A 26,966-nucleotide genomic window follows, 5' to 3' on the forward strand; every position below is an offset into this window, starting at 1 on the left:
GGGGGGGGGGGGGGGCCGCCGGGGGGGGGGGGGGGGGGGGGGGGGGGGCCCCGCGGGGCGCCCCCCCCCGGCGGGGGGGCGGGGGGGGCCGCCCCCCCCCGGGCCCCTCTTCTGTTCGCCTTCGGTCCCATCGTGATCGGCGGCGGATCGATTCGGGCCGATTCAGATCGATGCGGGACCGCCGAGGGGGCGCGAGCCATGACCGACCAGGACTTCTACCCGGGGCTCACGCCCGGTCACCTGGGCGCGCCGGTGCTGGAGCCGGAGGGGCGGCCGCCGGGCGCGCCCCGTCCGCGCCCCGATGCACCCGATCCGCACCGACGGCGTAACGGACTGGCCTGCGGGCTCACCGCGCTCGCCCTGATCGCCGTCTTCGGCGGCATCGGGCTCACCGGCTACACCTGGTTCCAGGGGCAGCGCCGGCCCTCGGTCGCCGCCGACTTCCGGGGGCCGGGCAGCGGCAGCGTCCAGGTCTCGGTGCCCGAGGGCGCGGGCCTCGCGCAGATCGCCTCCGCGCTGGTCCGCAACAACGTGGTGGCCAGCTCCCTGGCCTTCACCCGGGCCGCGAAGGGCAGCGCGGCGGCGGCCGGACGCATCCAGCCGGGGACGTACACCCTCAAGCAGAAGATGTCGGCCGCGGCGGCGCTCGCCGTCCTGATCGACCCGGCGAACGCCAACGGCCTGACGATTCCCGAGGGTTGGCGCGGCTACCAGGTCTACGCGGCCATCGACAAGAAGCTGAACCTGCCCGACGGCACCGCCCAGCGCATCGCCAAGGAGCAGACCGCCGACCTGGGCCTGCCGGAGTTCGCGGGCGGCGCCCCCGAGGGCTACCTCTTCCCGGCGACGTACAGCGTGACGGACGGCACCACCGCCCTCGACCTGCTGAAGCAGATGGTGGAGCGGGCCGGCAAGGAGTTCAGCCGGGACGACGCCGAGGTCGTCGCCCAGAACCTCGGGCAGAACGTGTACGGGCTGGTGACCGTCGCCAGCATGGTGCAGGGCGAGGCGGACAACACCGAGGACATGGGCAAGGTGGCCCGGGTGATCTACAACCGCCTGGCCAAGGGCATGCCGCTGCAGCTGGACTCCACCATCAACTACGCGCTGGGCCGCTCGACCCTGAACACCAGCGTCACCGAGACCAGGCTCGACTCCCCGTACAACACCTACCTGCACGCCGGGCTGCCGCCGACCCCGATCTCCAACCCCGGGCGGCAGGCGATCATGGCGGCGCTGGACCCGACGCCGGGGGACTGGCTGTACTTCGTGACCGTGAAGCCGGGGGACACCCGCTTCACCGACAGCTTCGACGTGCAGCAGCGCAATGTGGCCGAGTTCAATGCCAACCGGGCGGCGAAGCCCGGTGCCCCGGCCTCCGCGACGGCCTCGGCGAGCCCCTCCTCCGCGTCCACGCCGTGACGGTGGGTGCGGAGAACGGGGAGGTCGGGCACTGACGGTACGTCCGGCCACCGGGGGCCCGGCTGCGGTACGGTAACGTCTCCTCCCAGGCGTTGCGCTAGCACGCCGGTTCGAGATTCAGCCGGGACGGCGTCCCGGACGACCGCTTTGATCCGTCGGTCGTCACTGTCGGTTAAGGGGATCGATGACCGAGGTGGGTCGGGGCTACGGCCCTCAGGGCGAGCCGTGGCACCCGGGTGATGCCGGGTACGGCGGCCAGCAGCCGGTCCCCGGCCAGCAGGACGGCCAGTGGCAGCAGCAGTATCCGCAGCAGGGCCAGTACCCCCAGCAGCAGATGCCGCAGCAGCCGGTGCCCCAGGGGCAGTACCCGCAGCAGGGGCAGACCTACGGCGGGCAGCAGGGGCAGCAGGGCCAGTACGGCCAGCAGCAGATGCCGCAGCAGGGCTACCCGCAGCAGCCGGTGCCCCAGGGGCAGTATCCGCAGCAGGGCCAGTACCAGCAGGGCTATCCGCAACAGCAGCAGCAGATGCCCCAGCACGGGCAGTATCCGCAGCAGGGCCAGTACCAGCAGCAGGTCCAGCCGCCGCAGCAGGTCCAGCAGCAGCCCCCGGCGCCCGAGCCGGTGGCCGCCGGGCCGGGCCCGGACGGCATCGACTGGGAGGCGGAGGCCGCCGCGCTGGAGGCCGGGGCCGCCCCGGCGGCCGGCGCGCACGAGCCGCAGGCCGAGCCCGAGGAGTGGGACGGCCACCACGAGGACGGCGCCTACCTCGAGGAGGAGCCGGAGCACCAGGTCGGCTTCCTCGGCGAGGAGGACGACTCCCGCGAGGCCAAGAAGAAGCGCAAGGAGAGCGGCAAGAAGGCCGGCCGCCGCAACGGCGGCGCCTGCCTGCTGGTCGCCCTGGTGCTGCTCGGCGCCGTGGGCGGCGCGGGCTGGTGGGGCTACGGCTTCTACCAGGACAACTTCGGCCCGCCGCCGGACTTCGACGGCGACGGCAGCGGCAGCGTGCAGTTCGAGGTCGCCAAGGGCGCGGTGGGCGGCCAGATCGGCGCCGGCCTGAAGAAGGCCGGCGTGGTGAAGAGCGTCGACGCCTTCACCGCGGCCTGCAAGGCCGAGCCCAAGTGCGCGACCATCCAGCCGGGCTTCTACGCCATGAAGAAGGAGATGTCGGCCACCTCCGCGGTCAAGTCGCTCATCGACCAGATGGGCGGCGCCTCCATCGTGCTGCCCGAGGGCCTCAACTCCACCGAGATCTACGCCAAGATCGACGACAAGCTGAAGCTCCAGAAGGGCACCACGGCGAACGTCGCCAAGGCACAGGTCAACGACCTCGGGCTGCCGGCGTACGCGAACGGCAACATCGAGGGCTTCCTCTGGCCGACGAAGTACAACATCGCCGACGGCATGAAGCCCGAGGACCTGCTCAAGCAGATGGTGAAGAACGCCACCGAGAAGTACTCCGCCCTGGACGGCCAGGCCGCCTCGGTGAACCTCAAGAACGGCTACGAGGTCGTCATCGAGGCGAGCATCCTCCAGCGCGAGGGCAACAACCCGACGGACTTCGCCAAGATGGCCAAGACCATCCAGAACCGCCTGGCCGCGGGCGGCGAGATCAACCACCGCCTCGGCATGGACACCACGCTCCAGTACTCGCTCGGTCGCAAGAACCTCGACCGCAAGGACATGGACGACGCGTCCAACAAGTACAACACCTACATCAACCCGGGCCTGCCGCCGACGCCGATCTCCAACCCCGGCGACGACGCCCTCCAGGCGGTGCTGCACCCGGCGGACGGCAAGTGGCTCTACTTCATCGCGATGGACCCGACCACCACGCGGTTCGCCGAGACGTCCAAGGAGCACTACGCCAACGTCGAGGAGTACTGCAAGAACGCCGGCGAGGGCTTCGACAAGGACCGCGGCCACTGCACCGGCAAGAAGCCCTGATCCGACCCGTACCCGGATTCGCGGAGGAACTGCGTTGACCAGCAAGCACCGCGCCGCCGTGCTCGGTTCGCCGATCGCCCACTCGCTCTCCCCGGACCTGCACCGGGCGGCCTTCGCCGCGCTCGGGCTGGACGGCTGGCGCTACGACCGGTTCGAGGTGGACGAGGCCGCGCTGCCCGGCTTCCTCGCCGGGCTGGACGAGGCCGAGTGGGCCGGGCTGTCGCTGACCATGCCGCTGAAGCGGGCGGTCATCCCGCTGCTGGACGAGGTCAGCGCCACGGCCCGCGCGGTGGAGGCCGTCAACACCGTGGTGTTCACGGCGGACGGGCGGCGCACCGGGGACAACACCGACGTGCCCGGGCTGGTCAACGCGCTGCGCGAGCGCGGCATCGCCGAGGTGCCGGGCGCGGCCGTGCTGGGCGCGGGGGCCACCGCCTCCTCGGCGCTGGCGGCGCTGGCCCAGATATGCGCGGGCGAGGTGGTCGTCTACGTCCGTAGCCCCGAACGGGCCCGGGAGATGGCCGAGTTGGGCGAGCGGCTGGGCCTGGCCGTCCGTACGGCCGACTGGGAGCGCGGGGCCGAGGCGCTGGAGCGGCCGCTGACCGTCTCCACCACGCCGGTGGGCGCCACCGACGTGTTCGCCGACGCGCTGACGGCCCGGCCGGGCGCGCTGTTCGACGTGCTCTACCACCCGTGGCCGACGGCGCTGGCCGCCGCCTGCGCCGAGCGCGGGGCGACCGTCCTCGGCGGGCTCGACCTGCTCGTCCACCAGGCGGTGCTGCAGTCCGAGGCCTTCACCGGGCGGACCCCGGGCCCGCTGGCCGCGATGCGCGAGGCCGGCGAGAAGGCGCTGGCGTCGGGCTGACCGGGGCTGACGGCAGCTTTTGGCCGGATGCTGACCGGTTGCTGTCCGTCACACGGACCGCGCTCCCCGGGGCTGCCGTGGCATGAAAGGATTCATGCGGAAGGCAAGCCCGGGCGGGCTCCGCGGCGGCGCCGCGGGCCGGCCCGCTGATGAAGGAGCTCCGTTGGGTACGTTGCGCTGGCTGACGGCGGGGGAGTCGCACGGCCCCGCACTCGTCGCGACGCTGGAAGGCCTGCCCGCCGGTGTACCGGTCACCACCGCCGTGGTGGCCGACGCGCTGGCGCGCCGCCGGCTCGGCTACGGTCGCGGCGCGCGGATGAAGTTCGAACAGGACGAGGTGACCTTCCTCGGCGGCGTCCGGCACGGCCTGACCATGGGCAGCCCGGTGGCGATCATGGTCGGCAACACCGAGTGGCCCAAGTGGGATCAGGTCATGTCGGCCGACCCGGTCGACCCCGAGGTGCTGGCCGGCCTGGCCCGCAACGAGGCGCTGACCCGCCCTCGGCCCGGCCACGCCGACCTGGCCGGCATGCAGAAGTACTCGATCGACGAGGCCCGGCCGATCCTGGAGCGCGCCAGCGCCCGGGAGACGGCCGCCCGGGTCGCGCTGGGCGCCGTCGCCCGTGCGTACCTGCGCGAGGTGGCCGGGATCGAGATCGTCAGCCACGTGGTCGAGCTGGCCGCCGCCAAGGCCCCGGCCGGCGTGGTTCCGCTGCCCTCGGACGAGGCGAAGCTGGACGCCGACCCGGTGCGCTGCCTGGACGCGGACGCCTCGAAGGCGATGGTCGCCGAGATCGACCAGGCCCACAAGGACGGCGACACCCTCGGCGGTGTGGTCGAGGTGCTGGCGTACGGCGTGCCGGTGGGCCTCGGCTCGCACGTGCACTGGGACCGCCGCCTCGACGCGCGGCTGGCCGCCGCGCTGATGGGCATCCAGGCGATCAAGGGCGTCGAGGTCGGCGACGGCTTCGAGCTGGCCCGGGTGCCGGGCTCGCAGGCGCACGACGAGATCCTCCCGACCCCCGAGGGCGTCAAGCGCGCCACCGGCCGCTCCGGCGGCACCGAGGGCGGCCTGACCACCGGCGAGGTGCTGCGGGTGCGCGCCGCGATGAAGCCGATCGCGACCGTGCCGCGCGCGCTGCAGACCCTGGACGTGCGCACCGGCGAGCCGGCCAAGGCGCACCACCAGCGCTCGGACGTCTGTGCCGTCCCGGCCGCCGGCATCGTCGCCGAGGCGATGGTCGCGCTGGTGCTGGCCGACGCGGTGAGCGAGAAGTTCGGAGGCGACAACGTCTCCGAGACCCGTCGCAACGTGCAGGGCTACCTCGACCACCTGATCATCCGATGACCTCGCCGGTTGTGGTGCTGGTCGGCCCGCCCGGCTGTGGCAAGACCACCGTCGGGCGGGCCCTGGCCGAGCGCCTGGGCGTCGGGTTCCGCGACACCGACGCCGACATCGAGGCCGTGGCGGGCAAGCCGATCCCCGAGATCTTCATCGACGAGGGCGAGCCGCACTTCCGCGCGCTGGAGGCCGAGGCTGTACGGGCCGCCGCCGCCGGGCACGACGGCGTGCTGGCGCTGGGCGGCGGCGCGGTGATGGCCGAGGCCACCCGGGCGCTGCTGCACGAGCTGCCGGTGGTGTTCCTGGAGGTGCCGCTGGCCGACGCGGTCAAGCGGGTCGGCCTGGACGCCCCGCGCCCGCTGCTGGCCGTCAACCCCCGCGCCCGCTGGCGCGAGCTGATGGAGGCCCGCCGCCCCCTCTACCTGGAGGTGGCCACCGCCGTCGTCGACACCGAGGGCCGCACGCCCGAGCAGGTCGCGGACGCCGTACTGGAAGCACTGGAGTTGAAGACCCCCCATGACTGACCCCATCGTCAGGATCCACGTCGGCGGCAGCGCCGGACACGACCCGTACGACGTCCTGATCGGGCACCAGCTGCTCGGTGAGCTGGCGCCGCTGATCGGCGGCCGGGCCAAGCGGGTCGCGATCATCCACCCCGAGGCGCTGGCCGCCACGGCCGACGCGATCCGCGAGGACCTGGCGGGCGAGGGCTACGAGGCGATCGGGCTGCAGGTGCCCAACGCCGAGGAGGCCAAGAGCGCCGAGGTGGCCGCGTACTGCTGGTCGGTGCTCGGGCAGACCGGGTTCACCCGCAGCGACGTGATCGTGGGCCTCGGCGGCGGCGCCACCACCGACCTGGCGGGCTTCGTCGCCGCGACCTGGCTGCGCGGGGTGCGCTGGATCTCCATGCCCACCACGCTGCTGGGCATGGTCGACGCGGCCGTGGGCGGCAAGACCGGCATCAACATCGCCGAGGGCAAGAACATGGTCGGCGCCTTCCACCCGCCGGTGGGCGTGCTGGCCGACCTCGGGACCCTGGAGACCGTGCCGACGCACGACTACGTCTCGGGCCTCGCCGAGGTGATCAAGTGCGGCTTCATCGCCGACCCGGTCATCCTCGACCTGATCGAGTCCGACCCGGAGGGCGCCAGGACGCCGGCCGGGCCGCACACCGTCGAGCTGATCCGCCGCGCGATCCAGGTCAAGGCCGACGTCGTCTCCGGGGACCTCAAGGAGTCCGGCCGCCGCGAGATCCTCAACTACGGCCACACGCTGGGCCACGCCATCGAGCGCAACGAGCGCTACAAGTGGCGGCACGGCGCCGCGATCTCCATCGGCATGGTCTTCGCCGCCGAACTCGGCCGTCTGGCCGGGCGGTTGGACGACGCGACGGCCGACCGGCACCGCAGTGTGCTGGCCTCCGTCGGCCTGCCGCTGACGTACCGGGCGGACGCCTGGCCGAAGCTGCTGGACGCGATGAAGATCGACAAGAAGTCGCGCGGGGACCTCATCCGCTTCATCGTCCTGGACGGCCTCGCCAAGACCTCCGTGCTGGAGGGCCCCGATCCGTCCCTGCTGGTCGCCGCGTACGCGGAGGTGTCGGCGTGACGAGGGTCATGGTGCTCAACGGCCCCAACCTCGGCCGCCTCGGCAGCCGCGAGCCGGACGTCTACGGCGCCACCTCCTACGCCGGGCTGGTCGAGCGCTGCACCGCCCTGGGCAGGGAGTTCGGCTTCGAGGTCGAGGTCCACGAGACCAACTCCGAGCAGCAGATGGTGGAGTGGCTGCACGAGGCGGCGGACGGCAAGGTGCCCGTGGTGATCAACCCGGGCGCGTTCACGCACTATTCGTACGCCATGCGGGACGCCGCCTCGCAGCGCACCGCGCCGCTGATCGAGGTGCACATCTCCAACCCGTACGCCCGGGAGGTGTTCCGGCACACCTCGGTGATCGCCGCAGTCGCCTCCGGGACGATCGCCGGGTTCGGGCTCGGCTCGTACGAACTGGCGCTGCGGGCGCTGGCGGAGCAACTGACCACGCGTTGACGGGGGACAGGGCCTGATCGGCGGCCCGGTGGCGGACTGTGCCCGCCGCCGGGCCGCCGTGTAATGTCCCCGCTGAGAGGTGTCGGGAGGGTGCCGTGACGCAGTACGCCGGAGGTGGGCAGGTCCCGCCGCGTCCCGCCGCTCCGCCGGTTCGGACGGGCGGGGGCGTGGGGGCAGCCGTACCGCCCCCTCCTCCTCCTCCTCCTCCGCCACCGCCGGCCCGTCCGCAGGGGCCCGGCTCCGCTCCGGCTCCCTCCCCGGCTCCCGCTGCCGCCCGGGCCCCTTCCCCGGCGCAGGGGACCGTCCAGTTGCAGGCCGTGTCCGTACCGCCCGGCGGGACCGGGCACTTCGTGCTCCCGGCCGGCACGCCCGTGCAGCTGCCCGCCCATCCGTCGCGCCCGCACGGGCCGGCCGGGCCGATCGCCGTGCTGCTGATCGGGCCCGCCGGGGCCGGCAAGACCACCGTCGCCCGCTACTGGGCGGAGCGCCGGCCGACCCCGACGGCGCACATCAGCCTGGACGACGTCCGCGAGTGGGTGCAGTCCGGCTTCGCCAACCCGCAGGCCGGCTGGAACAACGCCTCCGAGGCGCAGTACCGGCTGGCCCGCCGCACCTGCGGCTTCGCCTGCCGCAACTACCTGGCCAACGGCATCTCCTGCATCATCGACGACGCCGTCTTCCCGGACCGCCCGGCGATCGGCCTCGGCGGCTGGAAGCGGCACATCGGCCCGGGCATGCTCCCGGTGGTGCTGCTGCCGAGCCTGGACTCGGTGCTGCGCCGCAACGCCCGGCGCAGCGGCACCCGGCGCCTCGGGGACGAGGAGGTGGCGCGCATCCACGGGCGGATGGCGGGCTGGTACAACTCGGGGCTGCCGATCATCGACAACTCCTACCTGGACGTGGCCGGGACGGCGGCCGAGCTGGACCGGGTGATCCTGGCCCGGCTGATGGGCATGCCGGTCCGCTGACCCGCCCGTCCGCTGACCCTCCCGTCCTGAGGCGGCCCGGGTTGTCGGTGGCGGCTGGGATGATGGACGCAGTCCGGTCGAACCCGCCGTGGGAGGTCGTGCCCGTGCCCGAAGGCCACATCATCCACCGTCTCGCCGCCGAGAACCTCCGGGCCTTCGGCGGCCGCCCCGTCCGCGCCACCAGCCCGCAGGGCCGCTTCGCCGACGAGGCGAAGGCGATCGACGGCCAACTGTTCACCGACGCCCAGGCGTTCGGCAAGCACCTGTTCCTCGGCTTCGAGGAGGGCGAGTGGGTGCACGTCCACCTCGGACTGTACGGCGGGTTCACCTTCGGCGAGGGCCCGGCGCCCGAGCCGGTGGGGATGATCCGGCTGCGGATGGAGAACGACGAGGGGTACGCGGAGCTGCGCGGCCCCAACACCTGCGCGCTGGTCACCGAGGCGCAGAAGGAGGCCGTGGCCGCCCGGCTCGGGCCGGACCCGCTGCGCGCGGACGCCGACCCGGAGGACGCCTGGCGCCGGATGTCCGCCAGCCGTACGACCGTCGCCGCGCTGCTGATGGACCAGAAGGTGCTGGCCGGGGTGGGCAACGTCTACCGGGCGGAGGTGCTGTTCCGGCTCGGCATCGACCCGCACCGGGCCGGGCGCGAGCTGGAGCGCCGGGAGTGGGACGCGATCTGGGCGGAGCTCGTCGCCCTGATGCGCGAGGGCGTGGGCGCGGGGCGGATCGACACCGTCCGGCCCGAGCACACCCCGGAGGCGATGGGCCGCCCGCCCCGCGTCGACGACCACGGCGGCGAGGTGTACGTGTACCGGCGCGCGGCGATGCCCTGCCTGGTCTGCGGCACGGAGGTGCGGACGGAGGAGCACGCGGCGCGGAACCTGTTCTGGTGCCCGTCCTGCCAGAAGGCCTGAGCGACTGAGGGGCTGAGGCCCTGACGGCTACCCGGCGGCCAGCAGCAGCGTGCCCGCGACGGCCAGGCCCGCGCCGAGCACCTGGACGGGGCGCAGCCGCTCCTTGAACACCGCCCGCGCCAGCAGGGCGGTGACCACGGGGTAGAGCGAGGCGAGGACGGCGGCCTCCGAGGCGGAGCCGAGGTGGGAGGCCAGCGCGTAGGTGGCGTTCCCGGCGACGTCGGCCAGGCCGACGGCGGTGAGCAGCGGCAGCCGGGAGCGCAGCGCGGGCAGCAGGCCCGCGGGGGTGTCGCCGCGGCGCAGGCCGACGGTCAGGGCGGCGCCGCCGACGAGGAGGTTGACCAGCCGCTGGACGCAGAGCACCAGCAGCAGCCCGCCCCCGGCCGAGGCCTGGGCGAGCAGGGCCATGGTGGCGCCGAACCCGAAGGCGGCGGCCAGGCCGAGCAGCAGGGCGGTACGGGCGGCGGGCGGTCCGCCGCGTCGGGGGCCGCCGGCCAGGACGACGCCCGCCACGGCCACGGCGATCCCGGCCACCTGGGCGAGGCCGGGCCGCTCGCCGAGCGCCAGCCCGAGGGCGACGGGCACGGCGACGCCGACGGTGGCCAGCGGGGAGACCACGCCCATCGGGCCGAGGGCGAGGGCCCGGTAGAAGGCGAGCATCGCGAACGGGCCGATGACGCCCGCGGCGACGGCGTACCAGAGCGCGGGGGAGGCGTCGGCCCAGCCGCCGGTGGCGACCAGGGCGAGGAGGAGGACGACGGTGGCCGCGGCCTGGGAGGCGACCACGACGGCGAGGGCGGGCAGCCTGCGGGTGAGGAGGCCGCCGCCGAAGTCGGCGAGGCCGGTGAGCAGGCTGGCGGTGAGGGCGAGCAGGGCGGTCACCGGAGGGCCCCGGGATCTGAGGACAGCATGATGCACTCCGAAGTACAGTCGGATGGACTTGCGGCCGGAACGGCAGCGTAGTGCACTGAACTGAACTTCATCGAACAATATTGTGATCTAAGTGATCCACTGATCTACTGATCCAGTCGGAAGATTGGGAGAACCCCTCGCGTGCCGGACCCCGACCTCGTCTCCCGGGCCCTCGCCCGCAACCTCAAGCGGCTGCGCGCCGAGCGCGGCCACACCCTGGACGCGCTGGCCGCCCGCTCCGGGGTCAGCCGCGGCATGATCGTCCAGATCGAGCAGGGGCGGACCAACCCCAGCGTCGCCACCGTCGTCCGCCTCGGCGACGCGCTCGGCGCCTCGATCGCCACCCTGCTCGACTACGAGGAGGGCCCGGACGTGCGGATCGTGCCCGGCGAGCAGGCCGTCCCGCTGTGGACGGGGCCCTCCGGCGGCACCGGCACCCTGCTGCACGGGATCGAGGCGCCCGGGCCGCTGGAGCTGTGGGACTGGCGGATGGAGCCGGGCGAGGAGTACTCCTCGGAGCCGCACCCGGCCGGGACGGTGGAGATCGTCCGGATCGACGAGGGTGAGCTGACGCTGCTGCACGACGGCCAGGAGCACCGGGTGCCCGCCGGGAGCGCGGCCTCCTTCGACGCCGCGTACGAGCACGCCTACCGCAACGCGGGGGAGTCGGTGCTGCGGTTCACGATGGTGGTCTCGGTGCCGCCGCCGCGCTGAGTTCCGACGCGGGCCGAACGGCGCCTCCCCCTGCCCGGGGGAGGCGCCGTTCGGCTTGTCGGGTCGGCGCTCCGTCGGGTCAGCGCTCCTCGCGGAAGTCGACGTGGCGGCCCAGCGCCGGGTCGTACTTGCGCAGGACCATGCGGTCCGGGTCGTTGCGGCGGTTCTTGCGGGTCACGTACGTGTACCCGGTGCCGGCGGTGGAGCGGAGCTTGATGACGGGGCGCAGTTCACTGCGGGCCACGGGGTGCCTCCTGGGGCCTTCGGGGTGATGGGGTGGAACCGTACACCGAAATGGAAGTCATTTTCATCTGGTGTAACGTGACCACCGTTCCGCCCATTCCCGGACGCCAGGGAGCACCCATGTCCGCCCACTGCCAACTCACCGGCCGTCAGCCCGGTTTCGGCAACGCGATCTCGCACTCGCACCGCCGCACCCCGCGCCGCTTCGACCCGAACATCCAGCGCAAGCGCTACTGGCTGCCCAGCGAGGGCCGGTACGTCCGGCTGGTGCTCAGCACCAAGGGCATCCGCACCGTCGACGCGATCGGCGTCGAGGCCGCCGTCGCCCGCATCCGGGCCCGAGGGGGGACGGTCTGATGGCCAAGCGCAGCAAGATCGCGAAGAACGAGCAGCGGCGCGCCGTCGTCGCCCGCTACGCCGAGCGCCGCGCCGAGCTCAAGCGGATCATCACCCACCCCGGCACGGCGCCCGACGAACGCACCGCCGCCCAGGCCGAACTGGCCCGCCAGCCGCGCGACGCCAGCGCCACCCGGGTCCGCAACCGCGACGCCGTCGACGGGCGCCCGCGCGGCTACCTGCGCGCCTTCGGCCTCTCCCGCATCAACCTGCGCGGGCACGCCCACGCCGGCCACCTGCCCGGCGTGCGCAAGGCGAGCTGGTGAGCGCGGTGGAGGTCGTCAAGCTGCCCGTGGTCGTCGTGACCGGCCTGCACGCGGACGAACGGCGCGCCGCCGTCCGGGAGTTGGCGGAGACCGCGGTGGACGCGGTGGTCCTGCGGCACGACTTGCGGGAGGCCTCGCGCGGCCTCGTCCACCGCGAACTGCGCGACGCCCGGGGCGCGTTCGACCGGGCGGAGGTGCCGCTGCTCAACGACTGCCCCTGCTGCGCCCTGCGCGAGGACCTGCTGCCCCGGCTGCTGGAGATCGCCGACGAGGGCCGGTACGGGCTCGCGATCGTCGAACTCTGGGGCGGCAGCGACCCGCACCCCGCCGTCGAGGTGATCGCCGGGGGAGAGGTCGACGGGCGCTGCGCGGCGGGGGCGCTGGAGATCGCGGGCGTGGTCGCGGCCGTCGACCCGGACCGGCTGATCGGCGAACTCTCCGTCCCCGACGACCTGGTGGAGCACGGCGAGCACACCGCGCGGCGGGACGAGCGCACCCGTGCGGAGGCGCTCGCCCACCAGATCGAGTACGCCACCACCCTGGCCGTGCCGCGCGCCGCGGCGCACGCGCCGGGGCTCGCGCTGCTGCGGCAGCTCCACGCCACCGCGCGCGCCGTGCGACTCGGCACGGGCGCGCTCACCCGGGCCGCGCTCGGGGGCTTCGACGTCCCCGCCGCGCGCGACCGAGTCAACCCGGCGCTGGCGCTGCTCCCCCAGGAGGGGGACGAGTGCGGGGTGGCCACGCTCGTGTGGGAGCGGCGCCGGCCGCTGCATCCGGAGCGGCTGCACCGGGCGCTCGACCTGCTCGTTCCCGCCGCGCAGCGCAGCCGGGGGCGGTTCTGGCTCGCCAACCGACCGGAACTGATGCTCGCCTGGGACGCGGCGGGGGCGAACCTCGCCGTCGAGGAGTGCGGGCCCTGGCTCACCGCCCTGCCCGACGCCGCCTGGGAGTTCTACCCGCCCGCGCGGCGAGCGGCGGCCGCCCTCGACTGGCACCCGGTGCACGGCGACCGGGTGCAGCAGCTCAGCTTCACGGCGGAGGGGCTGGACGTGGACGGGATCACCGACCTGCTCGACTCCTGCCTCCTCACCGACGCCGAACTCGCCGCCGGCGAACCCGGCTGGAAGGCACTGCCCGACGCCTTCGAGGACCTCCTCGAACCCATCGCCTGAAGGAGTGACCGATGCGCCAGCGAACCGCGCCGGCCAAGACCCGTCCCAACCCGCTGATCGCGGCCGGGATCGAGTACGTCGACTACAAGGACACCGACCTGCTGCGGCGTTTCGTCTCCGACCGGGGCAAGATACGCAGCCGCCGCGTCACCCGCCTCACCGTCCAGCAGCAGCGGGCCGTGGCCCGGGCGATCAAGAACGCCCGCGAGATGGCCCTCCTCCCGTACGCCTCCACCGCCACCCGCTAGGAGCCCCCGATGGCAGTCCCCAAGCGCAGGACCTCCCGCAGCAACACCCGCCACCGCCGCGCCCAGTGGAAGGCGACCGCCCCGAAGCTCGTGCCGATCACGCTGAACGGCCGCGAGATGCTCGTCCCGCAGAACCTGGTGCCCGCCTACCGGCGGGGGCTGCTGGAGGAGTAGACGCAGCCGGGCGGGGCCGGGTGCCGTCGTGGGGGCGGCGTCCGACGGGGCGGGCCGGGCGTGGGGCTCGGGCCGTGCCGCTGGGGCCCGCAGGGCGGCAGGCGACCTCGTGTTCGCCGGGTGCCGCCGTGGGGGCGGCGCTCGGCGGGCGGGGTGGGGCGGGGGTCCGTAGGCTCGGGGCATGGTGGATGCGTACGCGGCTCGGCGGGAGCGGGTGAGGGAGCACTGCGGTGCGTCGGGGGTCGAGGCGGCGCTGGTGACGCGGGCGGCGAACGTGCGGTACCTGACGGGCTGCGCGCCGTGCGGGGCGACGCTGCTGCTGACCAGGGAGCAGGTGCTGCTGACCCTGCCCGACGACCTGCCTCCGGACGACGCGGGGGAGCACCTGATCGCCCCCGACGTCACGCAGGTGCCCGTGTCGGCCGGGGCGGACACGGCGCTGGTCGCCGCGACGGAGGCCGCCCGGCTGGGCGTGGCGGGCCTGGCGGTGGAGGAGCACGACCTGACCGTCAGCCGCCACCGCGCGGTGTCCGCGCTGGCCGAGGGCATCCGGCTGGCCGACCTCGGGCAGGCCGTCGAGCGGCTGCGGGTGGTCAAGGACGAGCACGAGATCGCCGATCTGCGCATCGCCGCCGAGATCGCCGACCAGGCCCTCGGTGAGCTGCTGGAGTCGATCCTGGTCGGCCGCACCGAACGGCACCTGGCGATGGAGCTGGAGCGCCGGATGATCGACCACGGCGCCGACCGCGCCGCCTTCCCGGTGTCGGTCGGCACCGGCAGCCACTCCGGCCAGAGCGCCCACCAGCCGACCGACCGCCGGGTGGAGGAGGGCGACTTCCTCACCGTGGTGCTCGGCGCCCGGTACCGCGGCTACGGGGTCTCCACCGCCCGGACCTTCGTGATCGGCGCCACCCCCGCGCCCTGGCAGGTCGAGCTGCACCGCCTGGTCTTCCGCGCCCAGCGGGCCGGGCGGGAGGCCCTGGAGCCGGGCGTGGAGCAGTGCGTGCCCGACCGGGCCGCGCGTCAGGTGCTGGAGGCGGCCGGGTACCCGGAGGCGTCCCCGCACCCGATCGGGCACGGCATCGGGCTGGAGATCCGGGAGGCCCCGCGCCTGGGCCCGGCGGACATGGGTAAACTGGACAGCCGCGTGCCGGTCACCGTCGGTCCGGGAGTCCACCTCCCGGGCAGGGGCGGGGTCCGGATCGAGGACACGCTCGTCGTACGCCCCCTCGAAGAGGGCGGGCCCGAGCTGCTCACCATCACCACCAAGGAGCTCCTCGCCCTGTGAAGGCAGGACGCAAGCCTTGGTTCCTTGACAGCTATATCCAGGAGTTAGTGCGCCCGTGGCTTCCACGAACGATCTCAAGAACGGCATGGTCCTCAAGCTGGAGGGCGGCAAGCTCTGGTCCGTCGTCGAGTTCCAGCACGTCAAGCCCGGCAAGGGCCCGGCCTTCGTGCGGACGAAGCTCAAGGAGGTCCTGACGGGCAAGGTCGTCGACAAGACCTTCAACGCCGGCACCAAGGTCGAGACCGCCAACGTCGACAAGCGCGGCATGCAGTTCTCGTACAAGGACGGCGAGAACTTCGTGTTCATGGACATGGACACCTACGACCAGATCACGGTCGAGCCGTCCGTGGTCGGCGACGCCGCCAACTACCTGCTCGAGGGCTTCGAGGCCCTGGTCGCCACGAACGACGGCGCCGTCCTCTACATCGAGCTCCCGACCTCGGTCGAGCTCGTGATCTCCCACACCGAGCCGGGCGTCCAGGGCGACCGCTCCACCGGTGGCACCAAGCCGGCCACCCTGGAGACCGGTGCCGAGATCGCCGTGCCGCTCTTCGTCGTCACCGGCGAGAAGGTCAAGGTCGACACCCGCGACGGCAGCTACCTCGGCCGGGTGAAGTAAGTCCGTGTCGGCCGCACGTAGCAAGGCCCGCACTCGGGCCTTCCAGATCCTCTTCGAGGCCGACCACCGCGGGGTCGACCCGCAGCAGGTCCTCGCCGACTGGGTGGCCCGCGCGCGCGAGCCCAAGCCCGACGAGGGCACCCCGCAGGTCGCCGAGTACACGATGGAGCTCATCGAGGGGTACGTCCAGCACGCCCGCCGGATCGACGACCTGATCGAGCAGTACGCGGTGGGCTGGGAGCTCGACCGCATGCCGATCGTCGACCGGAACGTGCTGCGCCTCGGTGCCTACGAGCTGATCTGGGAGGACGGCGTCCCGGACGCGGTCGTCCTGGACGAGTCCGTCGAGATCGCGAAGGAGTTCTCCACGGACGACTCCCCGGCGTTCGTCAACGGCATGCTCGCCCGCTTCCTGGAGCTCAAGCCGAGCATCCGCCGGTAAAGCAGCGCGAACGGTCACGGCCGCCGGTCCGGATTCCTCCGGCCCGGCGGCCGTTCCGCGTTTCACCCGGGCGGCGTATGGTGGAGCCCTACTCGCCGGTAACTTGGCGACCGGAACGACCCGTGCGAAGGGCAGGCCACCTCCCATGACCACCGCGACCCGCAGCGAGTTCGACCAGGGCATCGCCCTGACCAGACACCCCGAGGAGCCCGGCCGCTACGACGGCGAGCTGGGCGAGGGCTGGCAGATCGGCGGCGGCGTCAACGGGGGGCTGCTGCTCGCCGTGGCCGGGCACGCCCTCTCGCTGGAACACGGGGAGCACCCGGACCCGGTCTCGATCAGCGGCTACTACCTGTCCGCCTCCACCCCCGGCCCGGCCACCGTCCGCACCGAGGTGCTGCGCAGCGGCCGCGGGCTCTCCACCGGCACCGCCTCGCTCAGCCAGGACGGCGTCGAACGCCTGCGCGTGATCGCCAGCCACGGGGACCTCGGCTCCCTCCAGGGCGAGGTGCGCACCACCGCCACCCCGCCGCAGCTGCCGCCGCCGGACAAGTGCATCGGCATCGAGCACGCGCCCCGGCAGCTGGTCGAGCAGGCCGCCCTGCTGGAGCGCTTCGATCTGCGGCTGGACCCGGCCACCGTCGGCTGGGCGCTCGGGCAGCCCTCGGGCGAGGGGCGCATCCAGGGCTGGTTCCGCCTGGCCGACGGCCGCGAGCCGGACCCGCTGCTGCTCCTGCTGGTCGCCGACGCCCTGCCGCCGGTCACCTTCGACCTCGGCATGCCCGGCTGGGCCCCGACCGTCGAGCTGACCGTCCACCTGCGGGCCAGGCCCGTGCCGGGCTGGCTGCGGGTCGTCCACGCCACCCGGAACCTGGCCGGCGGGTACTTCGAGGAGGACGCCGAGGTCTGGGACGAGGCGGGCCGCCTGGTCGCGCAGTCCCGTCAGCTGGCCCGGGTGCCGCGGGCCTCCTGAGGCTTACGGGCCCGGGAAAATCCGACTCACGTTCGGTTACATTCCTGTGACACGCCGTACGTGTGCGGCGCGCGGGGGCGGGGCAGGAAGGCGGTCAGCGGCGAGCCAGCCGCGGACCGTCACCCGCCGACGCCAGGAGCCACCGATGAGCAGCCACCAGGGCCGCGCCCGCCGTAACCCCGACCGCGCCGGTGGCGGCCCCCGACCCGTCGCCCGGGCGCCGCACCGGCGGCCGCGTACGGAGGGGGCGGACCAGGCGTTCGTCATCGGGGTGCTCACCAACGCCGCCGACTTCGCGCGGGCCCGGGAGTGGGGCGTCACCGACGCCCCCGACTTCGACCGCTACCTGGCCGAGACCGCCGAGCTGCTCGGCGACGCGCTGGAGCGCTTCGACACCGTCCGCGCCCGGATGTTCCACCCGCAGGACTTCGCCGAGTTCTGCCTGCTGCACGGGCTGGACCCGGCCGAGCCGACCGCCCGCGACCGCTACCTCGTCAACCCGCCGCTGCGCACCCAACTGCTCGCCTACCAGGGCGAGGAGCTGGCCGGGGACTTCCTGCCCCGCCTCGTCCGCGCCCGGGACAACGGGCTGACGCTCTGCCACGCGGACCTGCTGCTGGACGGCGCCCTGTACGGCGGCGCGGCCGAGCCCGACGAGGACCACGCCCGCTGGGTGCGGGCCGCCTACCAGCGCGGCGGCGAGGTGTTCCGCCGGATGCTCGTCGGCGCGGGCGCCGGGGTGTACGAGCTGCGCCTGCGGGTGGACGCTCCGGGCGGCGGCCTGACGGCCTCGGCCCGGGTCCTCCAGTGGGAGGACGGCGTGGTGCGGATCAACGACGAGGACATGGAGCTGGTCTGCGCGGTGCTCTGCGCCGGGCTGGCGCTGGAGCTGCCGGGCGTCGCCGTGCTGCACGGCTCCCAGGGTTCGGCGGCGACCTGCGGCGAGTACCTGCCGGCGGCCTGGGCCTGGTCCAGCGGCGGGCCCGACTGGGCGCCCGCGGACCGTCCGGTGCGGCTGGACGGCGTGGCCGCCAAGCCCGGCTACAGCCTGGGGACGGTCTGCTGAACGCCCGCGAGGTGGCGCGCGAACGCCACGGCGCGGCGCCCCGGTCCCGGGGGCCGCGCTGTGACGTTTCTGCTTGCCGTCGCTGTGGTCCTCGCGACGGTAGCCGGTGAGGCGAGCGTCAGCTCGCCTCCTCCTCGCGCACCGCGCGGCGCGCGTCGGGGTTCAGCACGCCCCAGGAGATCAGCTGCTCGGTGAGGATCGACGGCGACTGGTCGTAGATCACGGCCAGGGTGCGCAGGTCGTCCTGGCGGATCGAGAGCACCTTGCCGTTGTAGTCGCCGCGCTGGCTCTGGATGGTCGCAGCGTAGCGCTGCAGCGGACCGGCCTTCTCGGACGGCACCTGGGTCAGTCTCTCCAGGTCGAGGACGAGGCGCGGCGGCGGCTCGGCCGCGCCGCCGGGGGTGCCGCCGGGCAGCAGCTCCTGCACCGGGACGCCGTAGAACTCCGCCAGTTCGGCCAGCCGCTGTACGGTGACCGCACGGTCGCCGCGCTCGTACGAGCCGACGACGACTGCCTTCCAGCGCCCTTGGGACTTCTCCTCGACACCGTGCAGGGAGAGCCCCTGCTGAGTGCGGATCGCTCGGAGCTTGCCTCCGAGCTGCTTCGCGTAGTCGCTGGACATTGATCTCCCCGGACGAGATTGCTTCGCGTTCAGTGGTGGGTCACGGGCGATTGCCGACGCGTTACCGGTGGGTTCGACGTCCGTCTCGTAACTCACTGTGAGGTTACGTAGAGTAAGGTAGTTGCGTCAAGCCGAATGGGGCAGTCGTGCGAATGGCCCGCATCGTCGGTGCATCGACGGCGTTAACCCGGTGAAGCGGAATGATGGAGGTCCGTTTGCCGTTCGGGGCGCTGATAGGATGACCCGAAGCCCACGCCGGTTCGGCGGGGCCATCCCAGACATCCTTTAAGGCCCGTCCAGTGAGGCGGGGAAGGAGGTCCGCTTCGGCATGACCGCACACCAGGATTCGACTCCGAGGCCGCCGCACCAGGTGCTGGACGGTTCGGACATCGCCCGGGTCATCACCCGGATAGCGCACGAGATCGTCGAGCGCGCCAAGGGCGCGGAGGACGTCGTGCTGCTCGGCATCCACACCAGGGGCGTCCACCTGGCCCGCCGCCTGCACGACAGGCTGGCGCAGATCACCGGCCGCGAGATCCCGCTCGGGACCCTGGACATCACCATGTACCGGGACGACCTGCGGCTCAAGCCCGCCCGCGCCCTGGAGCACACCGAGATCCCGCCCGGCGGCATCGACGGCAGGCTCGTCATCCTCGTCGACGACGTGCTCTTCTCCGGCCGCACCATCCGCGCCGCCCTCGACGCGCTCGGCGACATCGGCCGCCCGCGCGCCGTCCAGCTGGCCGTCCTCGTCGACCGGGGCCACCGCGAACTCCCGATCCGGGCCGACTACGTGGGCAAGAACCTCCCCACCTCGCTGCGCGAGGCCGTGCAGGTGCGCCTCGAGGACGCCGACGGCGTCGACGCCGTGCTCGTCGGGGACCGCGACTTCGCCTCCCGCAGCTCCCAGGCCCTGGCCACCGAACCGCACCTTCCGGAGTAAACCCGCGTGAAGCGCCACCTCGTCTCCACCGCAGACCTCTCCCGTGACGACGCGCTGCTGATCCTGGACACCGCCGAGGAGCTGGCCCAGCTCTCCGGTCGGGCCGTCAAGAAGCTGCCCACGCTGCGCGGCCGCACCGTCGTCAACCTCTTCTTCGAGGACTCCACCCGCACCAAGACCTCCTTCGAGGTCGCCGAGAAGCGGCTCTCCGCCGACGTCATCAACTTCTCGGCCAAGGGCTCCTCCGTGTCCAAGGGCGAGAGCCTCAAGGACACCGCCCTGACCCTCCAGGCGATGGGCGCCGACGCCGTCGTCATCCGGCACCACGCCTCGGGCGCGCCGGCCCGGCTGGCGCAGTCCGACTGGCTGCACGGCAGTGTGATCAACGCCGGTGACGGCACCCACGAGCACCCCACCCAGGCGCTGCTCGACGCCTTCACCATGCGCCGCCACCTCAACGCGGGCCTGGGCAACGACCTGGCCGGGCGGCGGGTGACGATCGTCGGCGACGTGCTGCACAGCCGCGTCGCCCGCTCGAACGTGCACCTGCTGACCACCCTCGGCGCGCAGGTCACCTTCGTCGCCCCGCCGACCCTGCTGCCCATCGGCATCGCGAACTGGCCCTGCGAGGTCAGCTACGACCTCGACGCCGTCCTCCCGAAGACCGACGCGCTGATGATGCTGCGGGTCCAGCGCGAGCGGATGAACGCCGCGTTCTTCCCGACCGAGCGCGAGTACAGCCGCCGCTACGGGATGAACGGCATCCGGATGGCGCAGCTGCCCGAGCACGCCATCGTGATGCACCCCGGCCCGATGGTCCGCGGCATGGAGATCACCGCCGAGGTCGCCGACTCGCCGCGCTGCACCGCGGTCGAGCAGGTCGCCAACGGCGTCTCCGTCCGGATGGCCGTCCTCTACCTGCTGCTCGGCGGAGCCACCCTCGCCGACGCGCCCGCCGCCCCCCGCACCGACTCCGTGGAGACCGCCCAGTGACCAGCTACCTGATCCGCAACGCCAAGATCCTGGGCGGCGCCCCGCAGGACCTCCACCTCGTCGACGGCGTCATCGCGGCGATCGGCACCGGCCTGGCCGTCGATGCGGACGTCGAGATCGACGCCACCGGCCTGATCGCCCTGCCCGGCCTCGTCGACCTGCACACCCACCTGCGCGAGCCCGGCCGCGAGGACGCCGAGACCGTCCTCACCGGCACCCAGGCCGCCGCGATGGGCGGCTTCACCGCCGTCCACGCCATGGCCAACACCACCCCGGTCGCCGACAGCGCCGGCGTCGTCGAGCAGGTCTGGCGCCTCGGCCAGGAGGCCGGCTACTGCGACGTGCAGCCCGTCGGCGCCGTCACCGTGGGCCTGGAGGGCAAGAAGCTCGCCGAGCTGGGCGCGATGCACGAGTCCGCCGCGGGCGTCCGGGTCTTCTCCGACGACGGCAAGTGCGTGGACGACGCGGTGCTGATGCGCCGCGCCCTGGAGTACGTCAAGGCCTTCGACGGCGTCGTGGCCCAGCACGCCCAGGAGCCGCGGCTGACCGAGGGCGCCCAGATGAACGAGGGCCAGGTCTCCGGCGAGCTCGGGCTCGGCGGCTGGCCGGCCGTCGCCGAGGAGTCGATCATCGCCCGCGACGTGCTGCTCGCCTCGCACGTCGGCTCCCGGCTGCACGTCTGCCACCTCTCCACGGCCGGCTCCGTCGAGATCGTCCGCTGGGCCAAGTCCAAGGGCTGGGACGTCACCGCCGAGGTCACCCCGCACCACCTGCTGCTGACCGACGAGATGGTCCGCAGCTACGACCCGGTCTACAAGGTGAACCCGCCGCTGCGCACCGCCGAGGACGTCCAGGCGCTGCGCAAGGCGCTGGCGGACGGCACCATCGACGCCGTCGCCACCGACCACGCGCCGCACCCGGACGAGGACAAGGACTGCGAGTGGGCCGTGGCCGCGATGGGCATGGTCGGCCTGGAGACCGCGCTGTCGGTCGTGCAGCAGACCATGGTGGACACCGGCCTGCTGAACTGGGAGGGCGTCGCGGACCGCATGTCGCACCGCCCCGCGCGGATCGGCCGTCTCACCGGGCAGGGCCGCCCCATCTCGGTCGGTGAGCCCGCCAACCTGGTGCTGTTCGATCCCGCGTACCGTGGGGCCGTGAACCCGGACACCTTCGCCACCCGTAGCCGCAACACCCCCTACAAGGGCCTCGACCTGCCCGGACGGGTGCACGCCACCTTCCTGCGCGGGCGCGCCACCGTCCTCGCGGGCGAGCTCGCCGAGCAGGGCGGTCAGGCGTGATGGTGCAGCACCTGGCCAAGGAGCAGGCGAAGGTCACCGACTGGCCCGGGTACATCGGCTGGACCGTGGGCCTGCTGATCATCATCGGCCTGGTCTACTGGCTGATGCGCCAGGGCTGGAACTGGCGGCGCACCCTGCAGTCCGGGATGCCGCCGCTGCCCGCCGTGCCGGAGCGCGCCGGGCGCACCATCCTGGAGACCAGCGGCCGCTACCACGGCACCACCACCGCCGGGGACTGGCTGGACCGGGTCGTCGCGCACGGCCTCGGCACCCGCAGCCGGGCCGACCTCACCCTCGGGGAGGACGGCCTGCTGGTGCGCCGCCCCGGTGACGTCGACCTGTGGATCCCGGCGGAGAACCTGACCGGTGCCCGCACCGACTCGGGGATCGCCGGCAAGGTCGTCCCGTCCGGACTGCTCGTCGTGACCTGGACGCACGAGGGCACGGCGCTGGACTCCGGCTTCCGGGCCGACCACCCCGACGAGCACGCCGCCTGGGTCGAGGCGATCGCGCAACTCGCAACACGTACGAAGACGAAGACGGAAGAGGCCACTCGATGACCGCACCTGCCCCCACCACGCAGCACCAAGGGCGGGAGCGCACGCCTGTGAATCGTCCCAGCGCTGTGCTCGTCCTGGAGGACGGCCGGACCTTCCGCGGCGAGGCCTACGGCGCGATCGGCGAGACCTTCGGCGAGGCGGTCTTCAACACCGGCATGTCCGGCTACCAGGAGACCCTCACCGACCCCTCGTACCACCGCCAGGTGGTCGCGATGACGGCCCCGCAGATCGGCAACACCGGCTGGAACGACGAGGACGACGAGTCCAAGCAGATCTGGGTCGCCGGGTTCATCGTGCGCGACCCCTCCCGGGTCGCCTCCAACTGGCGCTCGCGCCGCTCGCTGGACGAGGAGCTCGTCCGCCAGGGCGTCGTCGGCATCAGCGGCATCGACACCCGCGCCCTGACCCGCCACCTGCGCGAGCGCGGCGCGATGCGCTGCGGCATCTTCTCCGGCGAGTCGCTGGCCGAGCCGGCCGAGCTGCTCGCCCGGGTGCAGCAGGCGCCCGAGATGAAGGGCGCCGACCTGTGCGCCGAGGTGGCCACCACCGAGGCGTACGTCGTCCCGGCCGTCGGTGAGAAGAAGTTCACCGTCGCCGCCCTGGACCTCGGCATCAAGGCGATGACCCCGCAGCGGATGGCCGAGCGCGGCATCGAGGTGCACGTGCTCCCCGCCAACTCCAGCCTGGAGGAGGTCTACGCCGTCAACCCAGACGGCGTCTTCTTCTCCAACGGCCCGGGCGACCCCGCCACCGCCGACCACCAGGTCGCCCTCGCGCAGGGCGTGCTGGAGCGGAAGACCCCGTTCTTCGGGATCTGCTTCGGCAACCAGATCCTCGGCCGCGCGCTGGGCTTCGGCACGTACAAGCTCAAGTACGGCCACCGCGGCATCAACCAGCCGGTGCAGGACCGCACCACCGGCAAGGTCGAGGTGACCGCCCACAACCACGGCTTCGCCGTGAACGCCCCGCTGGACAAGGTGAGCGACACCCCGTACGGGCGCGTCGAGGTCTCCCACGTCTGTCTCAACGACGACGTGGTCGAGGGCCTGCAGGCGCTCGACGTCCCCGCGTTCAGCGTGCAGTACCACCCCGAAGCGGCGGCCGGCCCGCACGACGCCGCCTACCTGTTCGACCGCTTCGTGAAGCTCATGGAGGGCCAGCGTGCCTAAGCGCACTGACATCAAGTCCGTCCTGGTGATCGGGTCCGGCCCGATCGTGATCGGCCAGGCCGCCGAGTTCGACTACTCGGGTACGCAGGCCTGCCGCGTCCTCAAGGCCGAGGGCCTGCGCGTCATCCTGGTGAACTCCAACCCGGCGACGATCATGACCGACCCGGAGATCGCCGACGCCACGTACGTCGAGCCGATCACCCCCGAGTTCGTCGAGAAGATCATCGCCAAGGAGCGCCCCGACGCGCTGCTGCCGACCCTGGGCGGCCAGACCGCGCTCAACACCGCGATCTCGCTGCACGCCGCCGGCACGCTGGAGAAGTACGGCGTCGAGCTGATCGGCGCCGACGTCGTGGCGATCAACAAGGGCGAGGACCGCGAGCTGTTCAAGGGCGTCGTCGAGGCCGTCAACGCCAAGATCGGCTACGGCGAGTCCGCCCGCTCCGTCATCTGCCACACCATGGACGAGGTCCTGGCGGGCGTGGACACCCTCGGCGGCTACCCCGTCGTCGTGCGCCCCTCCTTCACCATGGGCGGCGCCGGCTCCGGCTTCGCCCACCATGAGGAGGACCTGCGCCGCATCGCCGGCCAGGGCCTGGCCCTCTCGCCGACCACCGAGGTGCTCCTGGAGGAGTCCATCCTCGGCTGGAAGGAGTACGAGCTGGAGCTGATGCGCGACAGGAACGACAACGTCGTGGTCGTCTGCTCCATCGAGAACTTCGACCCGATGGGCGTCCACACCGGTGACTCGATCACCGTCGCCCCGGCGATGACCCTCACCGACCGCGAGTACCAGATCCTGCGCGACATCGGCATCGCCGTGATCCGCGAGGTCGGCGTCGACACCGGCGGCTGCAACATCCAGTTCGCGGTCAACCCCGAGGACGGCCGGGTCATCGTCATCGAGATGAACCCGCGCGTCTCCCGCTCCTCGGCGCTCGCCTCCAAGGCCACCGGCTTCCCGATCGCCAAGATCGCCGCCAAGCTGGCCATCGGCTACACGCTGGACGAGGTCCCCAACGACATCACCGAGCAGACGCCGGCGTCGTTCGAGCCGACCCTCGACTACGTCGTGGTCAAGGTGCCCCGCTTCGCGTTCGAGAAGTTCCCGAGCGCCGACGCCTCGCTGACCACCACCATGAAGTCCGTCGGCGAGGCCATGGCCATGGGCCGCAACTTCCCCGAGGCGCTCCAGAAGGCGCTGCGCTCGCTGGAGAAGAAGGGCTCGCAGTTCACCTGGACCGGCCCGGTGGGCGACAAGGCGGAGCTGCTGGCCAAGGCGGTCGTGCCGACCGACGGCCGGATCAACACCGTCATGGACGCGATCCGGGCCGGCGCCACGGCCGAGGAGGTCTTCGCGTACACGAAGATCGACCCGTGGTTCGTCGACCAGCTCTTCCTGATCGACGAGATCGCCCGCGAGCTGGCCGAGGCCGAGGAGCTCCGCCCCGAGCTGCTGCGCCACGCCAAGCGGCACGGCTTCTCGGACCAGCAGGTCGGCGAGATCCGCGGCCTCAAGCCGGACGTCGTCCGCGAGGTGCGCCACGCCCTCGGCATCCGCCCGGTGTTCAAGACCGTCGACACCTGCGCCGCCGAGTTCGCCGCCAAGACCCCGTACTTCTACTCGTCCTACGACGAGGAGAACGAGGTCGCCCCGCGCACCAAGCCCGCCGTGATCATCCTCGGCTCGGGCCCCAACCGCATCGGCCAGGGCATCGAGTTCGACTACTCCTGCGTCCACGCCTCCTTCGCGCTGGCCGAGGCCGGGTACGAGACCGTGATGGTCAACTGCAACCCGGAGACCGTCTCCACCGACTACGACACCTCCGACCGGCTCTACTTCGAGCCGCTCACCCTGGAGGACGTCCTGGAGATCGTCCACGCCGAGCAGCAGGCCGGCCCGCTGGCGGGCGTCATCGTCCAGCTCGGCGGCCAGACCCCGCTGGGCCTGGCCCAGGCGCTCAAGGACAACGGCGTGCCGGTGGTCGGCACCCAGCCCGAGGCCATCGACCTGGCCGAGGAGCGCGGCGCCTTCGGCCGCGTGCTGCGCGACGCGGGCCTGCCGGCCCCCAAGCACGGCACCGCCTTCTCCTTCGCCGAGGCCAAGGCCATCGCGGACGAGATCGGCTACCCGGTGCTCGCCCGCCCGTCGTACGTCCTCGGCGGCCGCGGCATGGAGATCGTCTACGACGAGGCGTCGCTGGCCTCGTACCTGGAGCGCCACGCCGGCCTGATCTCCGAGCACCCGGTGCTCATCGACCGCTTCCTCGACGACGCGGTGGAGATCGACGTCGACGCGCTCTACGACGGCACCGAGCTCTACCTCGGCGGCGTCATGGAGCACATCGAGGAGGCCGGCATCCACTCCGGCGACTCCGCCTGCGCCCTGCCCCCGATCACCCTCGGCGGCCACGACATCAAGCGCCTGCGGACCTCCACCGAGGCCATCGCGCGCGGCGTCGGCGTCCGCGGCCTGATCAACATCCAGTTCGCCCTGGCCGGGGACATCCTCTACGTCCTGGAGGCCAACCCGCGCGCCTCCCGGACCGTCCCCTTCACCTCCAAGGCGACCGCCGTGCCGCTGGCCAAGGCCGCCGCCCGGATCTCGCTCGGCGCCACCATCGCCGAGCTGCGCGCCGAGGGCCTGCTCCCGGCCGAGGGCGACGGCGGCACCCTGCCCGCCGACTGCCCGATCGCCGTCAAGGAGGCCGTGATGCCGTGGAGCCGCTTCCGCGACATCCACGGGCGCGGCGTGGACACGGTGCTCGGCCCGGAGATGCGCTCGACCGGTGAGGTCATGGGCATCGACAAGGTCTTCGGCACCGCCTACGCCAAGGCGCAGTCCGGCGCGTACGGCGCTCTGCCGACCAAGGGCAAGGTGTTCGTCTCCGTCGCCAACCGCGACAAGCGCAACCTGGTCTTCCCGGCCCGCGCGCTCGTCGGCCTCGGCTTCGAGGTGCTCGCCACCGCCGGCACCGCCGAGGTGCTCCAGCGCGGCGGCATCCCGTCCACGCTGGTGCGCAAGCACAGCGAGGGCGAGGGCCCGAACGGCGAGAAGACCATCGTCCAGCTGATCCACGACGGTGAGGTCGACCTCATCATCAACACCCCGTACGGCACGGGCGGCCGCCTCGACGGCTACGAGATCCGCACCGCGGCCGTCTCGCGCGGGGTGCCCTGCCTGACCACCGTCCAGGCGATGGGCGCGGCCGTCCAGGGCATGGACGCGCAGCTGCGCGACGAGGTCGGGGTCATGTCGCTCCAGGAGCACGCCGAGATGATCAACGCCGGTCGCAAGTAGCTCCACCGTGGTGGGGGGCACCGGAGCTTTTGGGTGCCCCCCACTTCCATGCCCACGTTCACT

At 72.9% G+C, this 26,966-nt stretch carries 29 protein-coding genes; 26 read left to right on the forward strand and 3 right to left on the reverse strand.

Annotated elements, in window-relative coordinates; genetic code table 11:
* The first annotated feature begins 198 nt into the window (after positions 1 to 198).
* The 9 genes from mltG (ACIRRS_RS28335) (at position 199) to ACIRRS_RS28375 (ending at position 9,501) form a co-directional block, all read left to right on the forward strand.
* Positions 199 to 1,422: an endolytic transglycosylase MltG gene (gene mltG / locus ACIRRS_RS28335; protein WP_402976283.1), complete on the forward strand. Its 1,224-nt coding sequence runs from the start codon at positions 199 to 201 to the stop codon at positions 1,420 to 1,422.
* Between the two features lie 184 nt (positions 1,423 to 1,606).
* Positions 1,607 to 3,367 carry an endolytic transglycosylase MltG gene (gene mltG / locus ACIRRS_RS28340; RefSeq protein ID WP_402976285.1) on the forward strand — a complete coding sequence of 587 codons (1,761 nt, stop codon included), beginning with the start codon at positions 1,607 to 1,609 and terminating at the stop codon, positions 3,365 to 3,367.
* 34 nt (positions 3,368 to 3,401) lie between these two features.
* Complete coding sequence (locus tag ACIRRS_RS28345; RefSeq protein WP_402976287.1) at positions 3,402 to 4,232, forward strand: shikimate dehydrogenase; 831 nt, start codon at positions 3,402 to 3,404, stop codon at positions 4,230 to 4,232.
* Between the two features lie 163 nt (positions 4,233 to 4,395).
* A complete protein-coding gene (gene aroC, locus ACIRRS_RS28350) occupies positions 4,396 to 5,580 on the forward strand; it encodes a chorismate synthase (protein WP_402976288.1) in 1,185 nt (394 codons plus the stop codon).
* Complete coding sequence (locus ACIRRS_RS28355; protein WP_402976290.1) at positions 5,577 to 6,098, forward strand: shikimate kinase; 522 nt, start codon at positions 5,577 to 5,579, stop codon at positions 6,096 to 6,098. Before aroC ends, ACIRRS_RS28355 begins: the two co-directional genes overlap by 4 nt.
* Positions 6,091 to 7,182 (forward strand): 3-dehydroquinate synthase, encoded by a 1,092-nt coding sequence (gene aroB / locus ACIRRS_RS28360; RefSeq protein ID WP_402976292.1) that lies wholly within the window; start codon positions 6,091 to 6,093, stop codon positions 7,180 to 7,182. The genes ACIRRS_RS28355 and aroB overlap by 8 nt, the downstream gene beginning before the upstream one ends.
* A gap of 8 nt (positions 7,183 to 7,190) precedes the next feature.
* Entirely contained in the window at positions 7,191 to 7,619 is a 429-nt protein-coding gene (gene aroQ, locus ACIRRS_RS28365) for a type II 3-dehydroquinate dehydratase (protein ID WP_402976587.1), read from the forward strand.
* A 95-nt stretch (positions 7,620 to 7,714) separates the two neighbouring features.
* The gene (locus ACIRRS_RS28370) at positions 7,715 to 8,587 is read left to right on the forward strand and encodes an AAA family ATPase (RefSeq protein WP_402976294.1); all 873 of its coding nucleotides are present in this window, start codon (positions 7,715 to 7,717) and stop codon (positions 8,585 to 8,587) included.
* A gap of 104 nt (positions 8,588 to 8,691) precedes the next feature.
* Positions 8,692 to 9,501, forward strand: a complete 810-nt coding sequence (locus ACIRRS_RS28375) for an Fpg/Nei family DNA glycosylase (RefSeq protein ID WP_402976296.1) — start codon at positions 8,692 to 8,694, stop codon at positions 9,499 to 9,501.
* A 27-nt stretch (positions 9,502 to 9,528) separates the two neighbouring features.
* On the opposite strand, the gene ACIRRS_RS28380 is transcribed toward ACIRRS_RS28375, so the two are convergent.
* A complete protein-coding gene (locus tag ACIRRS_RS28380; protein ID WP_402976298.1) occupies positions 9,529 to 10,383 on the reverse strand; it encodes an EamA family transporter in 855 nt (284 codons plus the stop codon).
* Positions 10,384 to 10,554: 171 nt separating this feature from the next.
* Here ACIRRS_RS28380 and ACIRRS_RS28385 point away from each other — a divergent pair, with 171 nt between their 5' ends.
* Complete coding sequence (locus ACIRRS_RS28385) at positions 10,555 to 11,127, forward strand: helix-turn-helix domain-containing protein (RefSeq protein WP_402976300.1); 573 nt, start codon at positions 10,555 to 10,557, stop codon at positions 11,125 to 11,127.
* Positions 11,128 to 11,206: 79 nt separating this feature from the next.
* Here the strand turns inward: ACIRRS_RS28385 and rpmG are convergent, their stop codons facing one another.
* Positions 11,207 to 11,371: a 50S ribosomal protein L33 gene (gene rpmG / locus ACIRRS_RS28390; protein ID WP_402976302.1), complete on the reverse strand. Its 165-nt coding sequence runs from the start codon at positions 11,369 to 11,371 to the stop codon at positions 11,207 to 11,209.
* Between the two features lie 119 nt (positions 11,372 to 11,490).
* On the opposite strand from rpmG, the gene rpmB reads away from it, so the two are divergent.
* The 10 genes from rpmB (at position 11,491) to ACIRRS_RS28440 (ending at position 18,014) form a co-directional block, all read left to right on the forward strand.
* Positions 11,491 to 11,727, forward strand: a complete 237-nt coding sequence (gene rpmB / locus ACIRRS_RS28395; RefSeq protein WP_402976303.1) for a 50S ribosomal protein L28 — start codon at positions 11,491 to 11,493, stop codon at positions 11,725 to 11,727.
* Positions 11,727 to 12,032, forward strand: a complete 306-nt coding sequence (gene rpsN / locus ACIRRS_RS28400) for a 30S ribosomal protein S14 (protein WP_402976304.1) — start codon at positions 11,727 to 11,729, stop codon at positions 12,030 to 12,032. Before rpmB ends, rpsN begins: the two co-directional genes overlap by 1 nt.
* Entirely contained in the window at positions 12,029 to 13,204 is a 1,176-nt protein-coding gene (locus tag ACIRRS_RS28405) for a CobW family GTP-binding protein (RefSeq protein ID WP_402976306.1), read from the forward strand. The genes rpsN and ACIRRS_RS28405 overlap by 4 nt, the downstream gene beginning before the upstream one ends.
* 11 nt (positions 13,205 to 13,215) lie before the next feature.
* A complete protein-coding gene (rpsR, locus tag ACIRRS_RS28410) occupies positions 13,216 to 13,452 on the forward strand; it encodes a 30S ribosomal protein S18 (protein WP_402976307.1) in 237 nt (78 codons plus the stop codon).
* A gap of 9 nt (positions 13,453 to 13,461) precedes the next feature.
* Complete coding sequence (gene rpmF, locus ACIRRS_RS28415; protein ID WP_402976308.1) at positions 13,462 to 13,626, forward strand: 50S ribosomal protein L32; 165 nt, start codon at positions 13,462 to 13,464, stop codon at positions 13,624 to 13,626.
* Between the two features lie 181 nt (positions 13,627 to 13,807).
* The gene (locus ACIRRS_RS28420) at positions 13,808 to 14,914 is read left to right on the forward strand and encodes an aminopeptidase P family protein (protein WP_402976310.1); all 1,107 of its coding nucleotides are present in this window, start codon (positions 13,808 to 13,810) and stop codon (positions 14,912 to 14,914) included.
* Between the two features lie 55 nt (positions 14,915 to 14,969).
* Positions 14,970 to 15,533 carry an elongation factor P gene (efp, locus tag ACIRRS_RS28425; RefSeq protein ID WP_402976312.1) on the forward strand — a complete coding sequence of 188 codons (564 nt, stop codon included), beginning with the start codon at positions 14,970 to 14,972 and terminating at the stop codon, positions 15,531 to 15,533.
* 4 nt (positions 15,534 to 15,537) lie between these two features.
* Positions 15,538 to 15,975: a transcription antitermination factor NusB gene (gene nusB, locus ACIRRS_RS28430; RefSeq protein ID WP_402976314.1), complete on the forward strand. Its 438-nt coding sequence runs from the start codon at positions 15,538 to 15,540 to the stop codon at positions 15,973 to 15,975.
* Positions 15,976 to 16,120: 145 nt separating this feature from the next.
* A complete protein-coding gene (locus ACIRRS_RS28435) occupies positions 16,121 to 16,948 on the forward strand; it encodes a thioesterase family protein (RefSeq protein ID WP_402976316.1) in 828 nt (275 codons plus the stop codon).
* Between the two features lie 145 nt (positions 16,949 to 17,093).
* A complete protein-coding gene (locus tag ACIRRS_RS28440) occupies positions 17,094 to 18,014 on the forward strand; it encodes a hypothetical protein (protein WP_402976318.1) in 921 nt (306 codons plus the stop codon).
* A 118-nt stretch (positions 18,015 to 18,132) separates the two neighbouring features.
* Here ACIRRS_RS28440 and ACIRRS_RS28445 read toward each other — a convergent pair whose 3' ends face one another.
* The gene (locus ACIRRS_RS28445) at positions 18,133 to 18,636 is read right to left on the reverse strand and encodes a transcriptional regulator (RefSeq protein WP_031072501.1); all 504 of its coding nucleotides are present in this window, start codon (positions 18,634 to 18,636) and stop codon (positions 18,133 to 18,135) included.
* A 328-nt stretch (positions 18,637 to 18,964) separates the two neighbouring features.
* On the opposite strand from ACIRRS_RS28445, the gene pyrR reads away from it, so the two are divergent.
* From pyrR to carB, 6 genes are read left to right on the forward strand one after another with little or no spacing between them, the layout of a single operon-like run.
* Positions 18,965 to 19,579 (forward strand): bifunctional pyr operon transcriptional regulator/uracil phosphoribosyltransferase PyrR, encoded by a 615-nt coding sequence (gene pyrR, locus ACIRRS_RS28450; protein WP_402976320.1) that lies wholly within the window; start codon positions 18,965 to 18,967, stop codon positions 19,577 to 19,579.
* A gap of 6 nt (positions 19,580 to 19,585) precedes the next feature.
* Complete coding sequence (locus ACIRRS_RS28455) at positions 19,586 to 20,572, forward strand: aspartate carbamoyltransferase catalytic subunit (RefSeq protein WP_402976322.1); 987 nt, start codon at positions 19,586 to 19,588, stop codon at positions 20,570 to 20,572.
* Positions 20,569 to 21,873, forward strand: coding sequence for a dihydroorotase (locus ACIRRS_RS28460; RefSeq protein ID WP_402976324.1), 1,305 nt, complete (start codon positions 20,569 to 20,571; stop codon positions 21,871 to 21,873). The genes ACIRRS_RS28455 and ACIRRS_RS28460 overlap by 4 nt, the downstream gene beginning before the upstream one ends.
* Positions 21,873 to 22,433, forward strand: a complete 561-nt coding sequence (locus ACIRRS_RS28465) for a hypothetical protein (protein ID WP_402976590.1) — start codon at positions 21,873 to 21,875, stop codon at positions 22,431 to 22,433. Before ACIRRS_RS28460 ends, ACIRRS_RS28465 begins: the two co-directional genes overlap by 1 nt.
* Positions 22,430 to 23,602 carry a glutamine-hydrolyzing carbamoyl-phosphate synthase small subunit gene (gene carA / locus ACIRRS_RS28470; protein WP_402976326.1) on the forward strand — a complete coding sequence of 391 codons (1,173 nt, stop codon included), beginning with the start codon at positions 22,430 to 22,432 and terminating at the stop codon, positions 23,600 to 23,602. Before ACIRRS_RS28465 ends, carA begins: the two co-directional genes overlap by 4 nt.
* Positions 23,595 to 26,903 carry a carbamoyl-phosphate synthase large subunit gene (carB, locus tag ACIRRS_RS28475; protein WP_402976328.1) on the forward strand — a complete coding sequence of 1,103 codons (3,309 nt, stop codon included), beginning with the start codon at positions 23,595 to 23,597 and terminating at the stop codon, positions 26,901 to 26,903. Before carA ends, carB begins: the two co-directional genes overlap by 8 nt.
* Positions 26,904 to 26,966: the final 63 nt, after the last annotated feature.

The sequence above is a fragment of the Kitasatospora sp. NPDC101183 genome (assembly GCF_044767945.1).
Lineage (GTDB): Bacteria > Actinomycetota > Actinomycetes > Streptomycetales > Streptomycetaceae > Kitasatospora.

What these genes read in the sequence shown, in the direction of transcription:
- carA (WP_402976326.1), top strand. Translation starts at nt 22,430, where the DNA reads ATGACCGCACCTGCCCCCACCACGCAGCACCAAGGGCGGGAGCGCACG.
- mltG (WP_402976283.1), top strand. Translation starts at nt 199, where the DNA reads ATGACCGACCAGGACTTCTACCCGGGGCTCACGCCCGGTCACCTGGGC.
- aroB (WP_402976292.1), top strand. Translation starts at nt 6,091, where the DNA reads ATGACTGACCCCATCGTCAGGATCCACGTCGGCGGCAGCGCCGGACAC.
- ACIRRS_RS28445 (WP_031072501.1), bottom strand. Translation starts at nt 18,636, where the DNA reads ATGTCCAGCGACTACGCGAAGCAGCTCGGAGGCAAGCTCCGAGCGATC.
- pyrR (WP_402976320.1), top strand. Translation starts at nt 18,965, where the DNA reads ATGACCGCACACCAGGATTCGACTCCGAGGCCGCCGCACCAGGTGCTG.
- aroQ (WP_402976587.1), top strand. Translation starts at nt 7,191, where the DNA reads ATGGTGCTCAACGGCCCCAACCTCGGCCGCCTCGGCAGCCGCGAGCCG.
- ACIRRS_RS28420 (WP_402976310.1), top strand. Translation starts at nt 13,808, where the DNA reads ATGGTGGATGCGTACGCGGCTCGGCGGGAGCGGGTGAGGGAGCACTGC.
- rpmF (WP_402976308.1), top strand. Translation starts at nt 13,462, where the DNA reads ATGGCAGTCCCCAAGCGCAGGACCTCCCGCAGCAACACCCGCCACCGC.
- ACIRRS_RS28435 (WP_402976316.1), top strand. Translation starts at nt 16,121, where the DNA reads ATGACCACCGCGACCCGCAGCGAGTTCGACCAGGGCATCGCCCTGACC.
- ACIRRS_RS28465 (WP_402976590.1), top strand. Translation starts at nt 21,873, where the DNA reads ATGGTGCAGCACCTGGCCAAGGAGCAGGCGAAGGTCACCGACTGGCCC.
- rpsN (WP_402976304.1), top strand. Translation starts at nt 11,727, where the DNA reads ATGGCCAAGCGCAGCAAGATCGCGAAGAACGAGCAGCGGCGCGCCGTC.
- mltG (WP_402976285.1), top strand. Translation starts at nt 1,607, where the DNA reads ATGACCGAGGTGGGTCGGGGCTACGGCCCTCAGGGCGAGCCGTGGCAC.
- ACIRRS_RS28440 (WP_402976318.1), top strand. Translation starts at nt 17,094, where the DNA reads ATGAGCAGCCACCAGGGCCGCGCCCGCCGTAACCCCGACCGCGCCGGT.
- rpmB (WP_402976303.1), top strand. Translation starts at nt 11,491, where the DNA reads ATGTCCGCCCACTGCCAACTCACCGGCCGTCAGCCCGGTTTCGGCAAC.
- ACIRRS_RS28355 (WP_402976290.1), top strand. Translation starts at nt 5,577, where the DNA reads ATGACCTCGCCGGTTGTGGTGCTGGTCGGCCCGCCCGGCTGTGGCAAG.
- rpsR (WP_402976307.1), top strand. Translation starts at nt 13,216, where the DNA reads ATGCGCCAGCGAACCGCGCCGGCCAAGACCCGTCCCAACCCGCTGATC.